Origin of the sequence: Plantibacter flavus, assembly GCF_051487245.1 — a bacterium.
GTDB lineage: Bacteria > Actinomycetota > Actinomycetes > Actinomycetales > Microbacteriaceae > Plantibacter > Plantibacter flavus_B.
This window is the reverse complement of record NZ_JAHVDH010000003.1, coordinates 117,425-130,715: the sequence shown is the minus strand read 5'-3', so window position 1 is coordinate 130,715 and position 13,291 is coordinate 117,425. Positions and strand designations below refer to the sequence as shown.

The following is a 13,291-nucleotide window of genomic DNA, read 5'->3' as shown; positions in this document are numbered from 1 at the left end:
GAGACGCATGCCGATCCCCGGAGGACATCCCACGGCGCCCCGCGTCCCGCTCCGGCAGTCGACCGCGGATCGCATCCGAGCGGCCATCTACGACGGCACGCTGCAGCCCGGCGAGCTGCTCATCGATCAGGAGTTGCAGGACTGGCTCGGTGTCTCGCGGACGCCGGTCCGTGAAGCCTTGCACGAGCTCGAACGGGTGGGGCTCGTCGAGATGGCCCCGCAGCGCTACACCAGGGTCGCGCAGCCGAGGTCCGAGGATCGGACGGCTGTGCTGCAGACCGTGGGCGCCCTGGTCAGCGGTGTCGTGCGGGTGACCGTGCCCACCCTCGACGCCGGTCAGCGGGCCGAGCTCATCGCGTTCGTCGAGCACACCCTGGCGACCGTGGAGGCTCGCGACGCCGATGGGCACGGGCGGAGCGTCTGGGGACTCGTGGATCGATTCCTCGCGCACTGCCAGAACCCCATCCTCGTGCGCACCACGAAGGATGTGATCGGTGCCCTCATCTACCGGCTCTCGGTGACCCGATCGGGTGAGACGACCGCGTGGGATGATCTGGCGGTCGGGTATCCGCACCTCCGGACGGCCATCGCGAACGGTGACGCCGTGGCCGCCGAACTCGCGATCGAGCATGTGTTCCGGCTGCAGACGCCACTGAACTGACGCTCATTTCGCCGAAATCCGAGGAAACACTGCGCAGAACGCTGTTCACACCGCATTCCCAGGCAATAGTCTGCAGAGGACGCGGTCGTCGGTCGGATGACCGCGTTCCTGATGTTGCCGTTGTTCCTGCGAAAGCGAGATGAGTCCAGATGTCGTCCCCAGAGATCCCACCAGCACCCGTCCCCACCACCGCCGCCCAGTTGATCGCCGAGCTCGCCGGCACCTTCCTGCTCGTGTTCGGCCTCGTCGGCACGGCGACGTTCTCGGCGGCCTTCGGCGACGAGGTGTCGAACCCGCTGGGCGTCGGCTTCCTCGGCGTCGCGATCGCCCTCGGCCTCACCGTCACCATCGGCGCCTACGCGTTCGGTCCGATCTCCGGCGGCCACTTCAACCCCGCCGTCACGCTCGGCCTCGCTGCGGCGGGACGCTTCCCGTGGCGGGCGACCTGGACCTACATCGTCGCGCAGCTCGTTGGCGCCTTCCTCGGTGCGCTCGCGGTCTTCGGTCTCGCCTCGGGCGGCCCGGCCGGCTTCCTCGACGCGGCCGTCGCCGGCGGATTCGTCTCGAACGGTTTCGGCGAGCTCTCGCCCGGTGGCTTCGGACTCAGCTCCGCGATCGTCATCGAGGTCATCATCACCGCACTGTTCCTGTTCGTCATCCTCGGGGTCACGCACACCCGTGCGACGGCAGGCTTCGCACCGATCGCCATCGGTGGCACGCTGACCCTGCTCCTGCTCATCGCCATCCCGATCGACAACGCCTCGATCAACCCGGCACGCTCCATCGCGACGGCGATCTTCGGTGGCGGCGACTGGCTGGCGCAGGTGTGGGTGTTCATCGTGTTCCCGATCATCGGCGCCCTCATCGCCGGGTTCAGCTACAAGCTCCTGTTCGACGGCACGAAGCCCGTCGTGTCGAAGCCGGTCGCGAACCGCTGATCCCCTGATCGTCGTCATCCCGACGCGCCCCGCCCACCGCCCGGTGGACGGGGCGCGTCGTCGTTCTGCCCCGCGCACCCCGCGAACGCGGGCAACCCGCTTTGGGGGACGCGGATTGTTGGAAGACCGAGCAAGCTGGGAGTTCGAACGCCACATCCTTGGAGGGGCGATGACGATGACTGAAGCCGACGCCCCCGCGACCGCAGGGGGTTCTCCGCGGTACCCGGACGGTGGGGAGTCGAGCGGGCCACTGCCCCAGGCCGTCGCCTGGGAGCTCCTGCAGGAGGCGCTCGTGCAGGACTTCATCGACGACCTCCCGACGCCCGTTCGCACCGCGGAGCTCGCCGCACGGCTGCACGTGAGCCGCGCTTCGCTCATGACGAACATCCGCCGGGGCAACGTCATCGCGACGCGCCAGTCGGGCCGATGGGAGATCGACACCGTCGCGAGCCGAACCTACCTGCGCTCCGCCGTCCTCAGCCTCGGTGAGCGTCGACGCTCGCTCAGTGGGGTCGACGAGGACCGCTCCTCGAGCGTGCAGCTCACGCTGAGCGGGCGAGCCTCCGAGGTGCTGTCCGACCTCATGCAGGACACCCACCTGTCGGCGCCCGAGCTCGTGGCGATCGCGCTCGACCGGTTCCGGAGCGCCTCGGGCGAGACCGGGTCCGACGAGGACTGATCGGCTGACGACGATCGGCCGGCCCGACGCGACGCGTCGAACCGGCCGATGAGGGTCGTCGTCCGCTGGACGGCTACTCCGTGCCGACAGCCTTGTCGGCGGCGTCGCGTGCGCCATCGATCTGCTCTTCGAACTTGCCGCCCGTGACCTTGTTCGCGGCATCGGCGACGCCGTCCAGCAGCTTGTCGCTGATGCCCTCGGCCTGCTCGCTCTTGAGCGCGTCCTTGACCTTGTTGTCGTTCAGGAAGTCCTGAGCCTTCTTGGTGATGTCCTCGAGTCCCATGTGTCACTCCTTCTCATCGGCCCTGTTTCGGGCGTATGGCTCATTCTGAGGGCTTCCGGGCGCATCTGACCAGTCCCAATCCCGTGAACGTCGCCCGATGACGGACGGTGGGTGACTACTCGGCGAGCGCGATCGGGCCGCCGCGGTCGTCGAGCATGCCCGTCATCAGTTCGATCTCGGCCTGCTGACTCGCGATGACGGCGCGGGCGAAGGAGAGCGCGGTGGTGTTCACGCTGCGTTCCTGCAGCGCCTCGGCCATCTCGATCGCGCCCTGGTGGTGGGCGATCATGAGCGTCAGGAAGACCCGCTCCGCCTCGACACCCGTCGCCGCGGTGAGCTGGGCGATCTGGCCGGAGGTCGCGAGGCCGGGCATCGGATCGCCGGGGGTGTGCGTCGTCGCCTCGCTCGCAGCGTCGCCGCTGTGCGCATGGCCGGGTGCGCCGGCGAGGGTCGGCAGTGTCATCCACGTCATGTCCGGCTGCCGCGAGTTCTGGGGGAGACCCCACTGCACGAGCCAGTCGTAGAGCTGCCCGGACTGCTGCGCCTGCGCGGTCGCGATGTCGTACGCGAGGGTGCGCACGTCGACGCTGTCGGAGCGGTCGCGGATGAGCATCGCGAGCTCGACACCCTGGTTGTGATGCACCTGCATGTCGCGTGAGAAGCCGGCTTCAGCGCTCGTCGTGGTCGGGGTCGGGTCGTCGAGCGTGCTCAACCGACCGGCCGAGAACCCGATGACCGCGGCGACCACGACGGCGACGACGGCCATGACGGCGATGATGACACGGGTGCGGCTGGAGCCCTCGGTGCCGCGCTCGGCGTCGAAGGCCGCGAGCTCCTCGTCCGTGACGCCGCCGTCGTCGAGGTCGACGGGTGCGGCCGGGTCGTCACCGGACGAGGAGGTGCGGCTCATCGGATCAGACCTTGCCTGGGCCGTCGACCGCGCCGGTGCACGCGGCACCCGGCTCCGGCACGTTGTTGCTCTTCCAGAACTCCTCGAAGAAGTCGGCGATGCGGGCGTCGCTCGCGTTGTTCACCTGCAGCTGCGAGTTCCAACCGCTCAGCACGATCGGCGAGGGCAGGTCGGACTTGGGGGAGAGGATGACGTAGGTCTTCGGCAGCAGTTCCTTGAGCTTGACCAGCTCGCTGTCTGCGAGGGAGGGGTCGTAGGTGACCCAGATCGCGCCGTGCTCGAGGGAGTGGACGGCGTTCTCGTTCGTCTGCTCCTCGGTGTACACGCCGCAGTTCAGCCAGTACTGGTTGTGCGGGCCACCGGCCGGCGGGTTCTGCGGGTAGTCGACGACGCCCTCGACGTGCTCGGAGGTGTTCTCGAACAGCGCGACCCCGGCGATGTCCGCGCCGGTTCCCGTGCCGCCGCCGGGGTAGCTGGCGTTCTTCGGCAGTGTGAGGATGACGCTCGTGACGAGGACGGCGATGACCGCGACACCACCGACGACGCCGGCCCAGATGCCGATGCGCTTGTTGCGGTTCTTCCGCTTCTGTGCCTGCTTGAACGCGGCGACCTTGGCCTGGCGCTGGACCTCCCGCTCCTGCTTGACGGTCTGCTGTTTCACGGCTGGCGGGACAGGGGCGCCCTTGGGGCGGTCTGATGCGGGGGTCACTGGCGGGCCTCTCGAAGGTTGTATGCGTAACTATCGAAGCAGATGGGGCTCGGCACGTTTTCCGGGCTTCGATGATGCGCAGGCGATTCTCAGCCTCATCCAAGCAGAGACCGGGGAAATCCAAGTGTTAGGGCGGTCTAACAAATGTACGTCGGAGTTGCTAACATTGCGGACGTGACCACCGACACCGCCGCCCCGCCAGCTCCACCACGTCGCGGCCCGCGGCTGCTCTTCCTCCTGGGGCCGGCCTTCGTCGCCGCCATCGCGTACGTCGACCCCGGCAACGTCGCAGCCAACCTCACGGCGGGCGCGCAGTACGGCTACCTCCTCGTCTGGGTGCTCGTCGCCGCCAACGCGATGGCCGTGCTCGTGCAGTACCTCTCCGCGAAGCTCGGCCTCGCCACCGGTCAGAGCCTGCCGGAGCTCCTCGGATCCCGGCTGAAGAACGGCCCGCGGCGCCTCTACTGGGCGCAGGCCGAGCTCGTCGCGGCGGCCACCGACCTCGCCGAGGTCATCGGCGGTGCCGTCGCACTGCACCTGCTGTTCGGGATCCCGCTCGTGCTCGGCGGGGTCATCGTCGGTGTCTTCTCGATCGCGCTGCTCGCCGTGCAGAACCGGTACGGCCAACGGCGGTTCGAGTTCGCGATCCTCGCGCTGCTCGCCGTCATCGCCGTCGGGTTCCTCGCCGGGCTCTTCGTCAGTCCCGTCGACTGGGGGGAGGCGGCAGGTGGACTCGTCCCGAGGTTCGAGGGGCCTGCGACCGTGCTCCTCGCCGCGAGCATGCTGGGCGCGACGGTGATGCCGCACGCCATCTACCTCCACTCCTCGTTGAGTCGCGACCGCCACGGTGTGCAGACCAGCGACGGCGCGATCCGACGGCTCATCGTCGCGACCCGCTGGGACGTCGCGGCAGCCCTCGTCATCGCAGGGGCGGTGAACATCGCGATGCTCCTGCTCGCCGCGGCCTCGCTCAGCGGTGTCGACGGCACCGACTCCATCGAGGGTGCGCACGCGGCCATCACCGCGGCGCTCGGTCCGGTCATCGGCGTCATCTTCGCCGTCGGGCTCCTCGCCTCTGGGCTCGCATCGACCTCGGTGGGTGCCTACGCCGGCGCGTCGATCATGGGGGGCCTGCTCAAGGTGCGGATCCCGCTGCTCGCGCGACGCGTCATCACCCTCATCCCCGCGCTGATCATCCTCGCGGCCGGGATCGACCCCACGACCGCGCTGGTCCTCAGCCAGGTGTTCCTGAGTCTCGGCATCCCGTTCGCGCTCATCCCGCTCGTCAAGTACACGGGTGACCGCCGGATCATGGGCGTGCACGTCGACGCCGCCGTGACGCGGGTGTTGGCGTGGGTGGTCGTCGCGCTCATCGTCGCCCTCAACGTCGCCCTCATCGTGCTCACCATCGCCGGCTGAGCCGTGCCCTCGTCCGCGCTCGGACGAGCGGGATCAGGCGACGGTGACCCAGACGGCGTCCGCGGCGATGCGGCCGAGCGTCAGGGTCGCGCCCGACGCGGTGAACAGGAGCTCGAGCTCGCCGGCGAACGCCCGGTGGTCGTCGACGCGCAGCTCGGTGTCGAGGACGATCCCGAGAGCGCTCAGGTGACGCAGTGTCTCCGGGTCGGCGTCCGAGATGCGGCAGACCGTCACGGGGGTGCCGGTCGGCGCCTCGCTCAGTCGGGTGGCGTCGGGGCGGTGCGGTGTGCCGTCGGCGGAGGGGATCGGGTCGCCGTGCGGATCGCGGATCGGGTGGCCGAGTGCTGCGTCGATGCGCTCGATCATCGTGTCGCTCACGGCGTGCTCGAGGGTCTCGGCCTCGTCGTGGACCTCGTCCCAGCCGTAACCGAGCATCTCGACGAGGAAGGTCTCGATGAGGCGGTGCCGGCGGACCATCGCGACCGCGTGTGCGCGCCCGGTGTCGGTGAGTTCGATGCTGCCGTACGGCTCGTGGACGACGAGGTCCTGCGCGGCGAGGCGCTTGACCGCATCGGACGCGGTCGCTGGGCGGACCCCCATCCGCTCGGCGAGCTGCTTGACCGTGGCGGACTCGTCGGCCCATTCAGACGTCGTCCAGATGGTCTTCAGGTAGTCCTGGGAGACGGGAGAGAGGCCAGAGACGGACATGCAGACAGTCTAAGGAACGCGCGACTCGTCCACCGTGCCGTCATCGGTCGGTCATCTGCCGTTCCCCCGCGTGGGCACCGCGCGTTCAGTCGCGCGTGGCAGACTGGCCCCCAGCACCCCCGAACGGGGCACTCGACTGCTACTGTCGAGACACTTCGCCCCGGCGATCACCGTTCCACCACCCGACGAGAGGGCCCTGCGATGTCACAGGCACTCACCACCTCGACCGCCCGGCTGGGCGCCGGTGCCCGCGCCGTCCTCGAGCTCGTCGCCGGTGCGATGTCCGGGACGGGGCACCTCGAAGCCGCAGCGCGCCGCGGTGACACCTCGTCGTGGACCGTCGAACTGCGACTCCGGCGCCTCCCGGCCGTCGTCGCCGTCCTGCTCCTCGCGACCATCGTGCTGGCGGGGATCGCCGCGGCGTTCGTCGTCGCGCTCACCGTCCAGCTCCTCGCCGTCGTCGCCTCAGCACTGGTCCCGCGCCGGGCCGTCGTCGCCCTGCACTGACGCTGCGCCGCTCGTCCCGTCATCGAGCTGCGCACCCGTGACGCGGCAGGTATGGTGGGAGCCATGCGTCTCCGCCTGTCGTGTTCCTGCTGTCCCCGCTGATCGATCCCATCAGCCGGTACCAGCCATTCGGTGACGCACGCGAGAGTCGTGCGGTGACGCACCACAGGAACAGATTGCAGAGATGAACTACGCAGACACCATTCTCGATCTCATCGGGAACACGCCGCTCGTCAAGCTCAACAAGGTCACCGAGGGCATCGCGGCCACCGTGCTCGTCAAAGTCGAGTACCTGAACCCGGGCGGATCCTCGAAGGACCGCATCGCCACGCGCATCATCGACGCCGCTGAGGCGTCCGGTCAGCTGCAGCCCGGTGGCACCATCGTCGAGCCGACCTCGGGCAATACCGGTGTCGGGCTCGCCCTCGTCGCGCAGCAGCGCGGCTACCGGTGCGTGTTCGTCCTGCCCGACAAGGTGGGTGAGGACAAGCGGAACGTGCTCACGGCCTACGGCGCCGAGATCGTCGTCACCCCGACGTCGGTCGCGCCGGAGGACCCCGACTCCTACTACAGCGTCTCCGACCGCCTCACGGCCGAGATCCCCGGAGCGTTCAAGCCCAACCAGTACGCGAACCCGAACGGGCCGCGCAGTCACTACGAGACCACGGGGCCGGAGATCTGGCGCGACACCGATGGCGAGATCACCCACTTCGTCGCGGGCGTGGGCACCGGCGGCACCATCTCGGGCACCGGCAAGTACCTGAAGGAGGTCTCCGAGGGCGGCGTCCGCATCATCGGCGCCGACCCCGAGGGTTCCGTGTACTCCGGTGGCACCGGACGCCCCTACCTCGTCGAGGGCGTCGGCGAGGACTTCTGGCCGACCGCCTACGACCCCTCCATCCCCGACGAGATCATCGCGGTGACCGACGCGGAGTCGTTCGCGATGACGCGCCGCCTCGCCCGCGAGGAAGGCCTTCTCGTCGGTGGATCGAGCGGCATGGCCGTCCAGGCGGCGCTCGTCGCGGCCAAGGACCTGCCGGCCTCCGCCGTCGTCGTCGTGCTCCTCCCGGACGGTGGCCGCGGCTACCTCGGCAAGATCTTCAACGACACCTGGCTGCAGTCGTACGGATTCAGCGAGGTCGCCGACGACCGCACCGTCGGTGACATCCTCCGGGGCAAGCGAGGCTCCATGCCCGACCTCGTCCACGTGCACCCGACCGACACCGTCCGCGAGGTCGTCGACGTGATGACCGAGTACGGCGTCTCCCAGTTGCCCGTGCTGAGCGCCGAACCGCCCGTCGTGATGGGCGAGGTCGTCGGTGCGATCGACGAGGCGAGTCTCATGGACGCCGTGTTCAGCGGCGCCGCCAAGATGAACGATGCAGCCAGTGCGTTCGTCGGCGAACCGCTGCCGCTCATCGGCCTGGGTGAGTCGATCCCGGCCGCTCGTGCCGCGCTCGGTTCGTCGCCGGCGTTCCTCGTGACGGACGGCGGCAAGCCGATCGGCGTCATCACCCGCCACGACCTGCTCACCTACCTGGCCAGCTGATCGTCGTGTTCAGAATTCAGGGAATCCGGGTCGTCTCATGGGGGCGATGTCCGATTTCCGCGTGTCCCCGGCTCCGCTGAGCCCATCCCCCGCAACGTCCCTGAATTCTGAACCTCCCACGAATCGAGAGCAGCACACCATGAGCACGCACGACCACGGCTTCGCCACCCGCAGCATCCACGCCGGCCAGGAGTTCGACCCGACGACCGGCGCGATCATCCCGCCGATCTACCAGACCTCGACGTTCGTCCAGGACGGCGTCGGCGGACTCCGGGGCGGCTACGAGTACACCCGCTCCGCGAACCCGACGAGGACCTCGCTCGAGACGCAGCTCGCCGCCCTCGAGGGAGCCAAGCACGGTTTCTCCTTCGCGTCGGGTCTCGCCGCCGAGGACGCGCTCATCCGCACCGTCCTGCGCCCGGGCGACCACCTCGTCATCGGCAACGACGTCTACGGCGGCACCCACCGCCTGATCAACCGGGTGCACGGCGCCTGGGGCATCGAGCACACGGTCGTCGACATCGGCGACCTCGCCGCGGTCGAGGCGGCGATCATCCCCGGACGCACGAAGCTCCTGTGGGTCGAGTCCCCGAGCAACCCGCTCATGAAGATCAGCGACATCGCGGCACTCGCGGCCCTCGCGCACCGCCACGGTGTGCTCTCGGTCGTCGACAACACCTTCGCGTCCCCGGCGCTGCAGCAGCCCATCGCCCTCGGCGCGGACATCGTCGTGCACTCCACAACGAAGTACCTCGGCGGCCACTCCGACGTCCTCGGCGGCGCCGTGATCCTGAACGACGACGAGCTTGCCGAACAGCTCGGTTTCCTGCAGTTCGCGGCCGGTGCCGTGTCTGCACCGCTCGACGCCTGGCTGACGACGCGGGGCATCAAGACGCTCGCCGTGCGCATGCGTCAGCACAGCGAGAACGCGCAGGCGATCGCCGAGTACCTCGACGGCCACCCCGCCATCGAGCGCGTGTACTACCCCGGCCTCGCGAGCCACCCCGGGCACGAACTGGCGGCACGCCAGATGTCGGGCTTCGGCGGCATGCTCTCGGTGGCGCTCGTCGGAGGCCCGAAGGCGGCGAAACGCCTCGTCGAGAAGACGAAGCTGTTCTCCCTCGCGGAGTCGCTCGGCGGTGTCGAGTCGCTCATCGGTCTCCCGGCCGAGATGACCCACGCCTCGGTCAAGGGCACCGAGCTCGCCGTCCCGGAGAACGTCGTCCGACTGTCGGTCGGCATCGAGGACGTCGCCGACCTCATCGCCGACCTCGACCGCGCGCTCGCGAAGGTCGTGAAGGCGGACGCCAAGCACTGACCGTCTCCACCCGCGCGCTGTCGCGCATCCGCTGAGGTCGTCCTGAGTCGTGCACAACTCAGGACGACCTCGGCGTTTCGCCCACGGTGCGCGGGTGCACGCACCGACAGGCCGCAGGGCTCCTGAGTTGCGAACAGCGGTCGGCATCGGGGTTGGCAGGAAACCGCGCTCGGGCGGCCGGGCTGCCACTGCCGGATGTCTGCGGTCGGGGCCAGGATGGGGTCATGAGCACCGAGCATGCCGACGTCGTCGCCGATCCGGTGCTCGTCGAGCCCGGTGCCCGGGGCTCCATCGGGCTCGTGCTCGGTTCAGCGCTCTACACGGCGGCCGTGCTCGGCACCGGCATCCTCCTGCTCCCGGCGCTCGCGGTGCAGGCGGCGGGCCCGGCGTCGCTCGTCGCCGTGGGGGCCGTCCTTCTGCTCTCCATCCCACTCGCCGGAACCTTCGCCGCGTTGGCGTCCCGGCACCCGGACGCAGGCGGTGTCGCCACCTACGTGCGCCTCGCGCTCGGGCCGACAGCCGCCCGCATGACCGGCTACTGGTTCTTCTTCGGCGTGTGCGTCGGCTCGCCCGTCGTCGCGATGCTCGGTGCGCAATACGTCGTCGCCGCGACGGGCGGTCCGGCGTGGTCGGTCTATCCGCTGGCGCTCGTCATCCTCGTGCCGCCGTTCACCGCGAACGCGTTCGGGTTGCGGCTCGCCGGGCCGGTGCAGCTCGCACTCACCGGAGCCCTGGTCGCGCTCGTCGTCGGCGTGGTGGCCTTCGCGGCTCCCGCGGTCGACGTCGCGCGGCTGCAACCGTTCCTCCCGAACGGTCTCGCCGGGGTCGGGCTGGCGATCAGCCTCTACGTGTGGGCGTTCGCCGGGTGGGAGGCGGTGACGCACATCGCCGGGGAGTTCCGGAACCCCAAACGGACGATCCCGTGGGCGACGGCCATCGCGATCGCCGTCGTGGGCCTCGCCTACCTGTCGCTGCAGTTCGTGACCGTGACGGTCCTGGGCGAGCGCGCCGGTTCGTCGACGGTGCCGCTGCTCGACCTCGTCGACGCAACACTCCCGGGAGCCGGCCGCACGGCGGTCGCGGTCGTCGCCGTCATCGTCGCCGTCGGTGTGCTCAACGCCTACGCGGGGGCGTTCGCGAAGCTGGGGGCGTCGCTCGGCCGCGACGGCGACCTGCCGCGCTGGTTCGCGAAGGGTGCGGAGCGTGGTGGGGTACCCCGTCGGAGCCTCGCGCTCGTCGCCCTGCTCGCCCTCGTCTACCTCGGGGCGGTCGTGCTCACCGGAGGTGGACTCGAGCCGTTCGTGCTCATCCACACGAGCTCGATGGTGGCCGTCTACGCGTTGGGGGTGGTCGCCGCGCTGCGAATCCTGCGGCGCTGGTCGGCCGGCTGGTGGATGGCCCTGATCTCCGCGGTCCTGGTCCTCGGCCTGCTCGTGCTCGCGGGTGCGCACCTGCTCATCCCGCTCGGCTTCGCGGTGGTCGCCGTCCTCGTCACGGTCGTGAAGCGTCGTCGTGTCACCCGCCTGGCGGGTTCATGACTCGCTCTCGCACGCGCGTTCGGCAGGGGGCGTGCCGCGTCAGGACGAGGCGGGGAGTCGGGGGTCGGCCCAGATGGTGGGGCCGTCTCCGCGAGCGCCGCGGGTGTCCTCCGGGTTCTGCAGACCGCAGGTGCGCAGACTCAGGCAACCGCAGCCGATGCAGCTCGTGAGGTCGTCACGGAGGTGCTGCAGGTCGATGATCTTGGCGTCGAGTTCGTCACGCCAGAGGTTCGACAGGCGGGCCCAGTCGCGCTTGGTGGGGGAGCGCCCATCGGGGAGTGTCGCCAGGGCTTCGGCGATGCGGGCGAGCGGCACCCCGACGCGCTGCGACACCCGGATGAACGCCACCCGCCGCAGCGCGTCCCGACGGTACCGACGTTGATTGCCGACCGTGCGTTCGCTCGTCAGGAGGTTCTGACGCTCGTAGTAGTGCAGAGCGGACACCGCGACACCACTGCGCTGCGAGAGCTCACCCACCGTGAGGAGGCGGGATGGACCACCCTCGAGTTGCACCATGGACCACTCCCTCAGACACCGTCAGCGAATGACTTGACCTCAACCTTACTTGAGGTTCTAGGCTCGGAAGCGTGACCGTGACGAACCCGCAGACCCAGCCGACCCCGACCGTCGGCGACGGCATCCTCTCACGACGGTTCGTCCTCGTCACCGTCGGTGCGTGTGCGCTCGTCTTCCTCGGCGCGTTCGAGGCGCTCGCGGTGACCACCATCATGCCGCTCGTGAGCACCGAGCTCGACGGCCAGCAGCTGTACGCGCTCGCGTTCGCCGGGCCGCTCGCCGTGAGCGTCATCGGGATGGTCGCCGCCGGTTCCGTCGCGGACCGCCTCGGTCCGGTGCAGCCGCTGCTCGCCTCGGTCGCCCTCTTCGTCGTCGGGCTGCTGCTCGCCGGCACCGCGACCACGATGTGGGCGCTCGTCGCCGGTCGGCTCGTGCAGAGTCTCGGCTCCGGCGCGATGACGGTGGCGCTGTACGTGCTCGTCGCACGCGTCTACCCGCCGGCGCTGCATCCACGGATCTTCGCCGGTTTCGCCGCCGCCTGGGTGGTCCCGTCGCTCGTCGGGCCGTTCCTCGCCGGAGTGGTCGCCGAGCAGTTCAGCTGGCACTGGGTCTTCCTCGGAGTCGTCGGACTCGTCGTGGTGGCGACGCTCCTCCTGCTGCCCGCACTCCGGATGCTGCGCGACGTGTCCGCCGAAGGCGCAGAGCGGCAGACGGAGGACCCCGACCCGGGCCATGCTCGCGGTGTGGGGGAGGCCCGCCGTCTGGGCTGGGCGCTGCTCGTCGCCGTCGCGGTGCTCGCCGTGAACGTGTCGACCGAGTTCTCCGGCTGGACGGCCTGGCTCCTCCCGATCATCGGTGCTGTGGTCGCGGTGCTCGCCCTCCGCCCGCTCATCCCTGCGGGCACCCTCACTTCGCGGCGCGGGTTGCCCACGGTGATCCTCGTGCGCGGGCTGGCGTCAGCCGCGTTCTTCGGGGCCGAGGTGTACGTCCCCTACCTGCTCACCCGCGAACACGGCCTCACCCCGGCACTCGCCGGCCTCGCGCTCACGGGTGGTGCCATCGCCTGGTCGATCGCCTCGTGGCTGCAGGGACGGCTCGGCGATCGGCTCTCCAACGCGACGGCGGTGCAGATCGGTGCGTCGCTCGTGACCCTCGCGGTCGGGATCGCGCTCCTGTCGGCGCTCGCCGGGCTGCCTCCAGCGGTGCCCATCGTCGCATGGGTGGTGAGTGGCGGTGGCATGGGGCTCATGTACCCACGGCTCAGCGTGATGACGCTCGCGTACTCCGACGAGCGCTCGCAGGGCTTCAACAGTGCCGCGATGTCGATCGGCGATGCGATCGGTGGGGCGCTCGCGCTGGCGGCCACCGGCTTGGCGTTCAGTGCGCTCGACGGCTCCCGTGTGCTCGACGGGGCAGTCTGGATCGCGCCAGGCGGCATCGCGTTCGCGGGGTGCTTCGCGATCGCACTGGTCGCCGGCGTCGCTGCGGTCGTCGTCGCGAGGCGGGTGAGTCGGCCGATGCAGGCCGCCGAACGCGGATAGGTGGCATTCGTCGCC

Annotated in this window: 14 protein-coding genes; 9 read left to right on the top strand and 5 right to left on the bottom strand. The window is 69.8% G+C overall.

The genetic code is table 11. From position 1 onward, the window contains the following. Positions 1-7: 7 nt before the first annotated feature. The 3 genes from KXS11_RS07680 to KXS11_RS07670 all read left to right on the top strand — a co-directional run bounded on the left by KXS11_RS07680 (position 8) and on the right by KXS11_RS07670 (position 2,278). Entirely contained in the window at positions 8-661 is a 654-nt protein-coding gene (locus tag KXS11_RS07680; protein ID WP_437384973.1) for a GntR family transcriptional regulator, read from the top strand. A gap of 149 nt (positions 662-810) precedes the next feature. Beyond that, positions 811-1,599, top strand: coding sequence for an aquaporin Z (gene aqpZ, locus KXS11_RS07675; protein ID WP_437384972.1), 789 nt, complete (start codon positions 811-813; stop codon positions 1,597-1,599). Positions 1,600-1,768: 169 nt separating this feature from the next. After that, the gene (locus KXS11_RS07670) at positions 1,769-2,278 is read left to right on the top strand and encodes a hypothetical protein (RefSeq protein ID WP_437384971.1); all 510 of its coding nucleotides are present in this window, start codon (positions 1,769-1,771) and stop codon (positions 2,276-2,278) included. Positions 2,279-2,351: 73 nt separating this feature from the next. Here KXS11_RS07670 and KXS11_RS07665 read toward each other — a convergent pair whose 3' ends face one another. The 3 genes from KXS11_RS07665 to KXS11_RS07655 form a co-directional block, all read right to left on the bottom strand. After that, positions 2,352-2,561, bottom strand: a complete 210-nt coding sequence (locus KXS11_RS07665; RefSeq protein WP_437384970.1) for an antitoxin — start codon at positions 2,559-2,561, stop codon at positions 2,352-2,354. A 115-nt stretch (positions 2,562-2,676) separates the two neighbouring features. Further along, a complete protein-coding gene (locus KXS11_RS07660) occupies positions 2,677-3,471 on the bottom strand; it encodes a DUF305 domain-containing protein (RefSeq protein WP_437384969.1) in 795 nt (264 codons plus the stop codon). A 4-nt stretch (positions 3,472-3,475) separates the two neighbouring features. Next, complete coding sequence (locus KXS11_RS07655) at positions 3,476-4,180, bottom strand: DUF3105 domain-containing protein (RefSeq protein WP_437384968.1); 705 nt, start codon at positions 4,178-4,180, stop codon at positions 3,476-3,478. A 174-nt stretch (positions 4,181-4,354) separates the two neighbouring features. Here KXS11_RS07655 and KXS11_RS07650 point away from each other — a divergent pair, with 174 nt between their 5' ends. Continuing rightward, the gene (locus KXS11_RS07650) at positions 4,355-5,599 is read left to right on the top strand and encodes an Nramp family divalent metal transporter (protein WP_437384967.1); all 1,245 of its coding nucleotides are present in this window, start codon (positions 4,355-4,357) and stop codon (positions 5,597-5,599) included. A gap of 33 nt (positions 5,600-5,632) precedes the next feature. Here the strand turns inward: KXS11_RS07650 and KXS11_RS07645 are convergent, their stop codons facing one another. Further along, positions 5,633-6,307, bottom strand: coding sequence for a metal-dependent transcriptional regulator (locus tag KXS11_RS07645; protein ID WP_437384966.1), 675 nt, complete (start codon positions 6,305-6,307; stop codon positions 5,633-5,635). A gap of 201 nt (positions 6,308-6,508) precedes the next feature. Here KXS11_RS07645 and KXS11_RS07640 point away from each other — a divergent pair, with 201 nt between their 5' ends. From KXS11_RS07640 to KXS11_RS07625, 4 genes are all read left to right on the top strand, one after another. Then, positions 6,509-6,814 (top strand): hypothetical protein, encoded by a 306-nt coding sequence (locus KXS11_RS07640; RefSeq protein WP_437384965.1) that lies wholly within the window; start codon positions 6,509-6,511, stop codon positions 6,812-6,814. A 184-nt stretch (positions 6,815-6,998) separates the two neighbouring features. Then, a complete protein-coding gene (locus KXS11_RS07635) occupies positions 6,999-8,363 on the top strand; it encodes a cystathionine beta-synthase (RefSeq protein WP_437384964.1) in 1,365 nt (454 codons plus the stop codon). Positions 8,364-8,502: 139 nt separating this feature from the next. After that, positions 8,503-9,681 (top strand): cystathionine gamma-synthase, encoded by a 1,179-nt coding sequence (locus KXS11_RS07630; RefSeq protein ID WP_437384963.1) that lies wholly within the window; start codon positions 8,503-8,505, stop codon positions 9,679-9,681. A gap of 224 nt (positions 9,682-9,905) precedes the next feature. Next, positions 9,906-11,219, top strand: coding sequence for an APC family permease (locus KXS11_RS07625; RefSeq protein ID WP_437384962.1), 1,314 nt, complete (start codon positions 9,906-9,908; stop codon positions 11,217-11,219). Between the two features lie 39 nt (positions 11,220-11,258). On the opposite strand, the gene soxR is transcribed toward KXS11_RS07625, so the two are convergent. Beyond that, positions 11,259-11,735, bottom strand: a complete 477-nt coding sequence (soxR, locus tag KXS11_RS07620; RefSeq protein WP_437384961.1) for a redox-sensitive transcriptional activator SoxR — start codon at positions 11,733-11,735, stop codon at positions 11,259-11,261. A 71-nt stretch (positions 11,736-11,806) separates the two neighbouring features. Between soxR and KXS11_RS07615 the strand changes: the two genes are divergently transcribed. Continuing rightward, positions 11,807-13,276 carry an MFS transporter gene (locus KXS11_RS07615; protein ID WP_437384960.1) on the top strand — a complete coding sequence of 490 codons (1,470 nt, stop codon included), beginning with the start codon at positions 11,807-11,809 and terminating at the stop codon, positions 13,274-13,276. Positions 13,277-13,291: the final 15 nt, after the last annotated feature.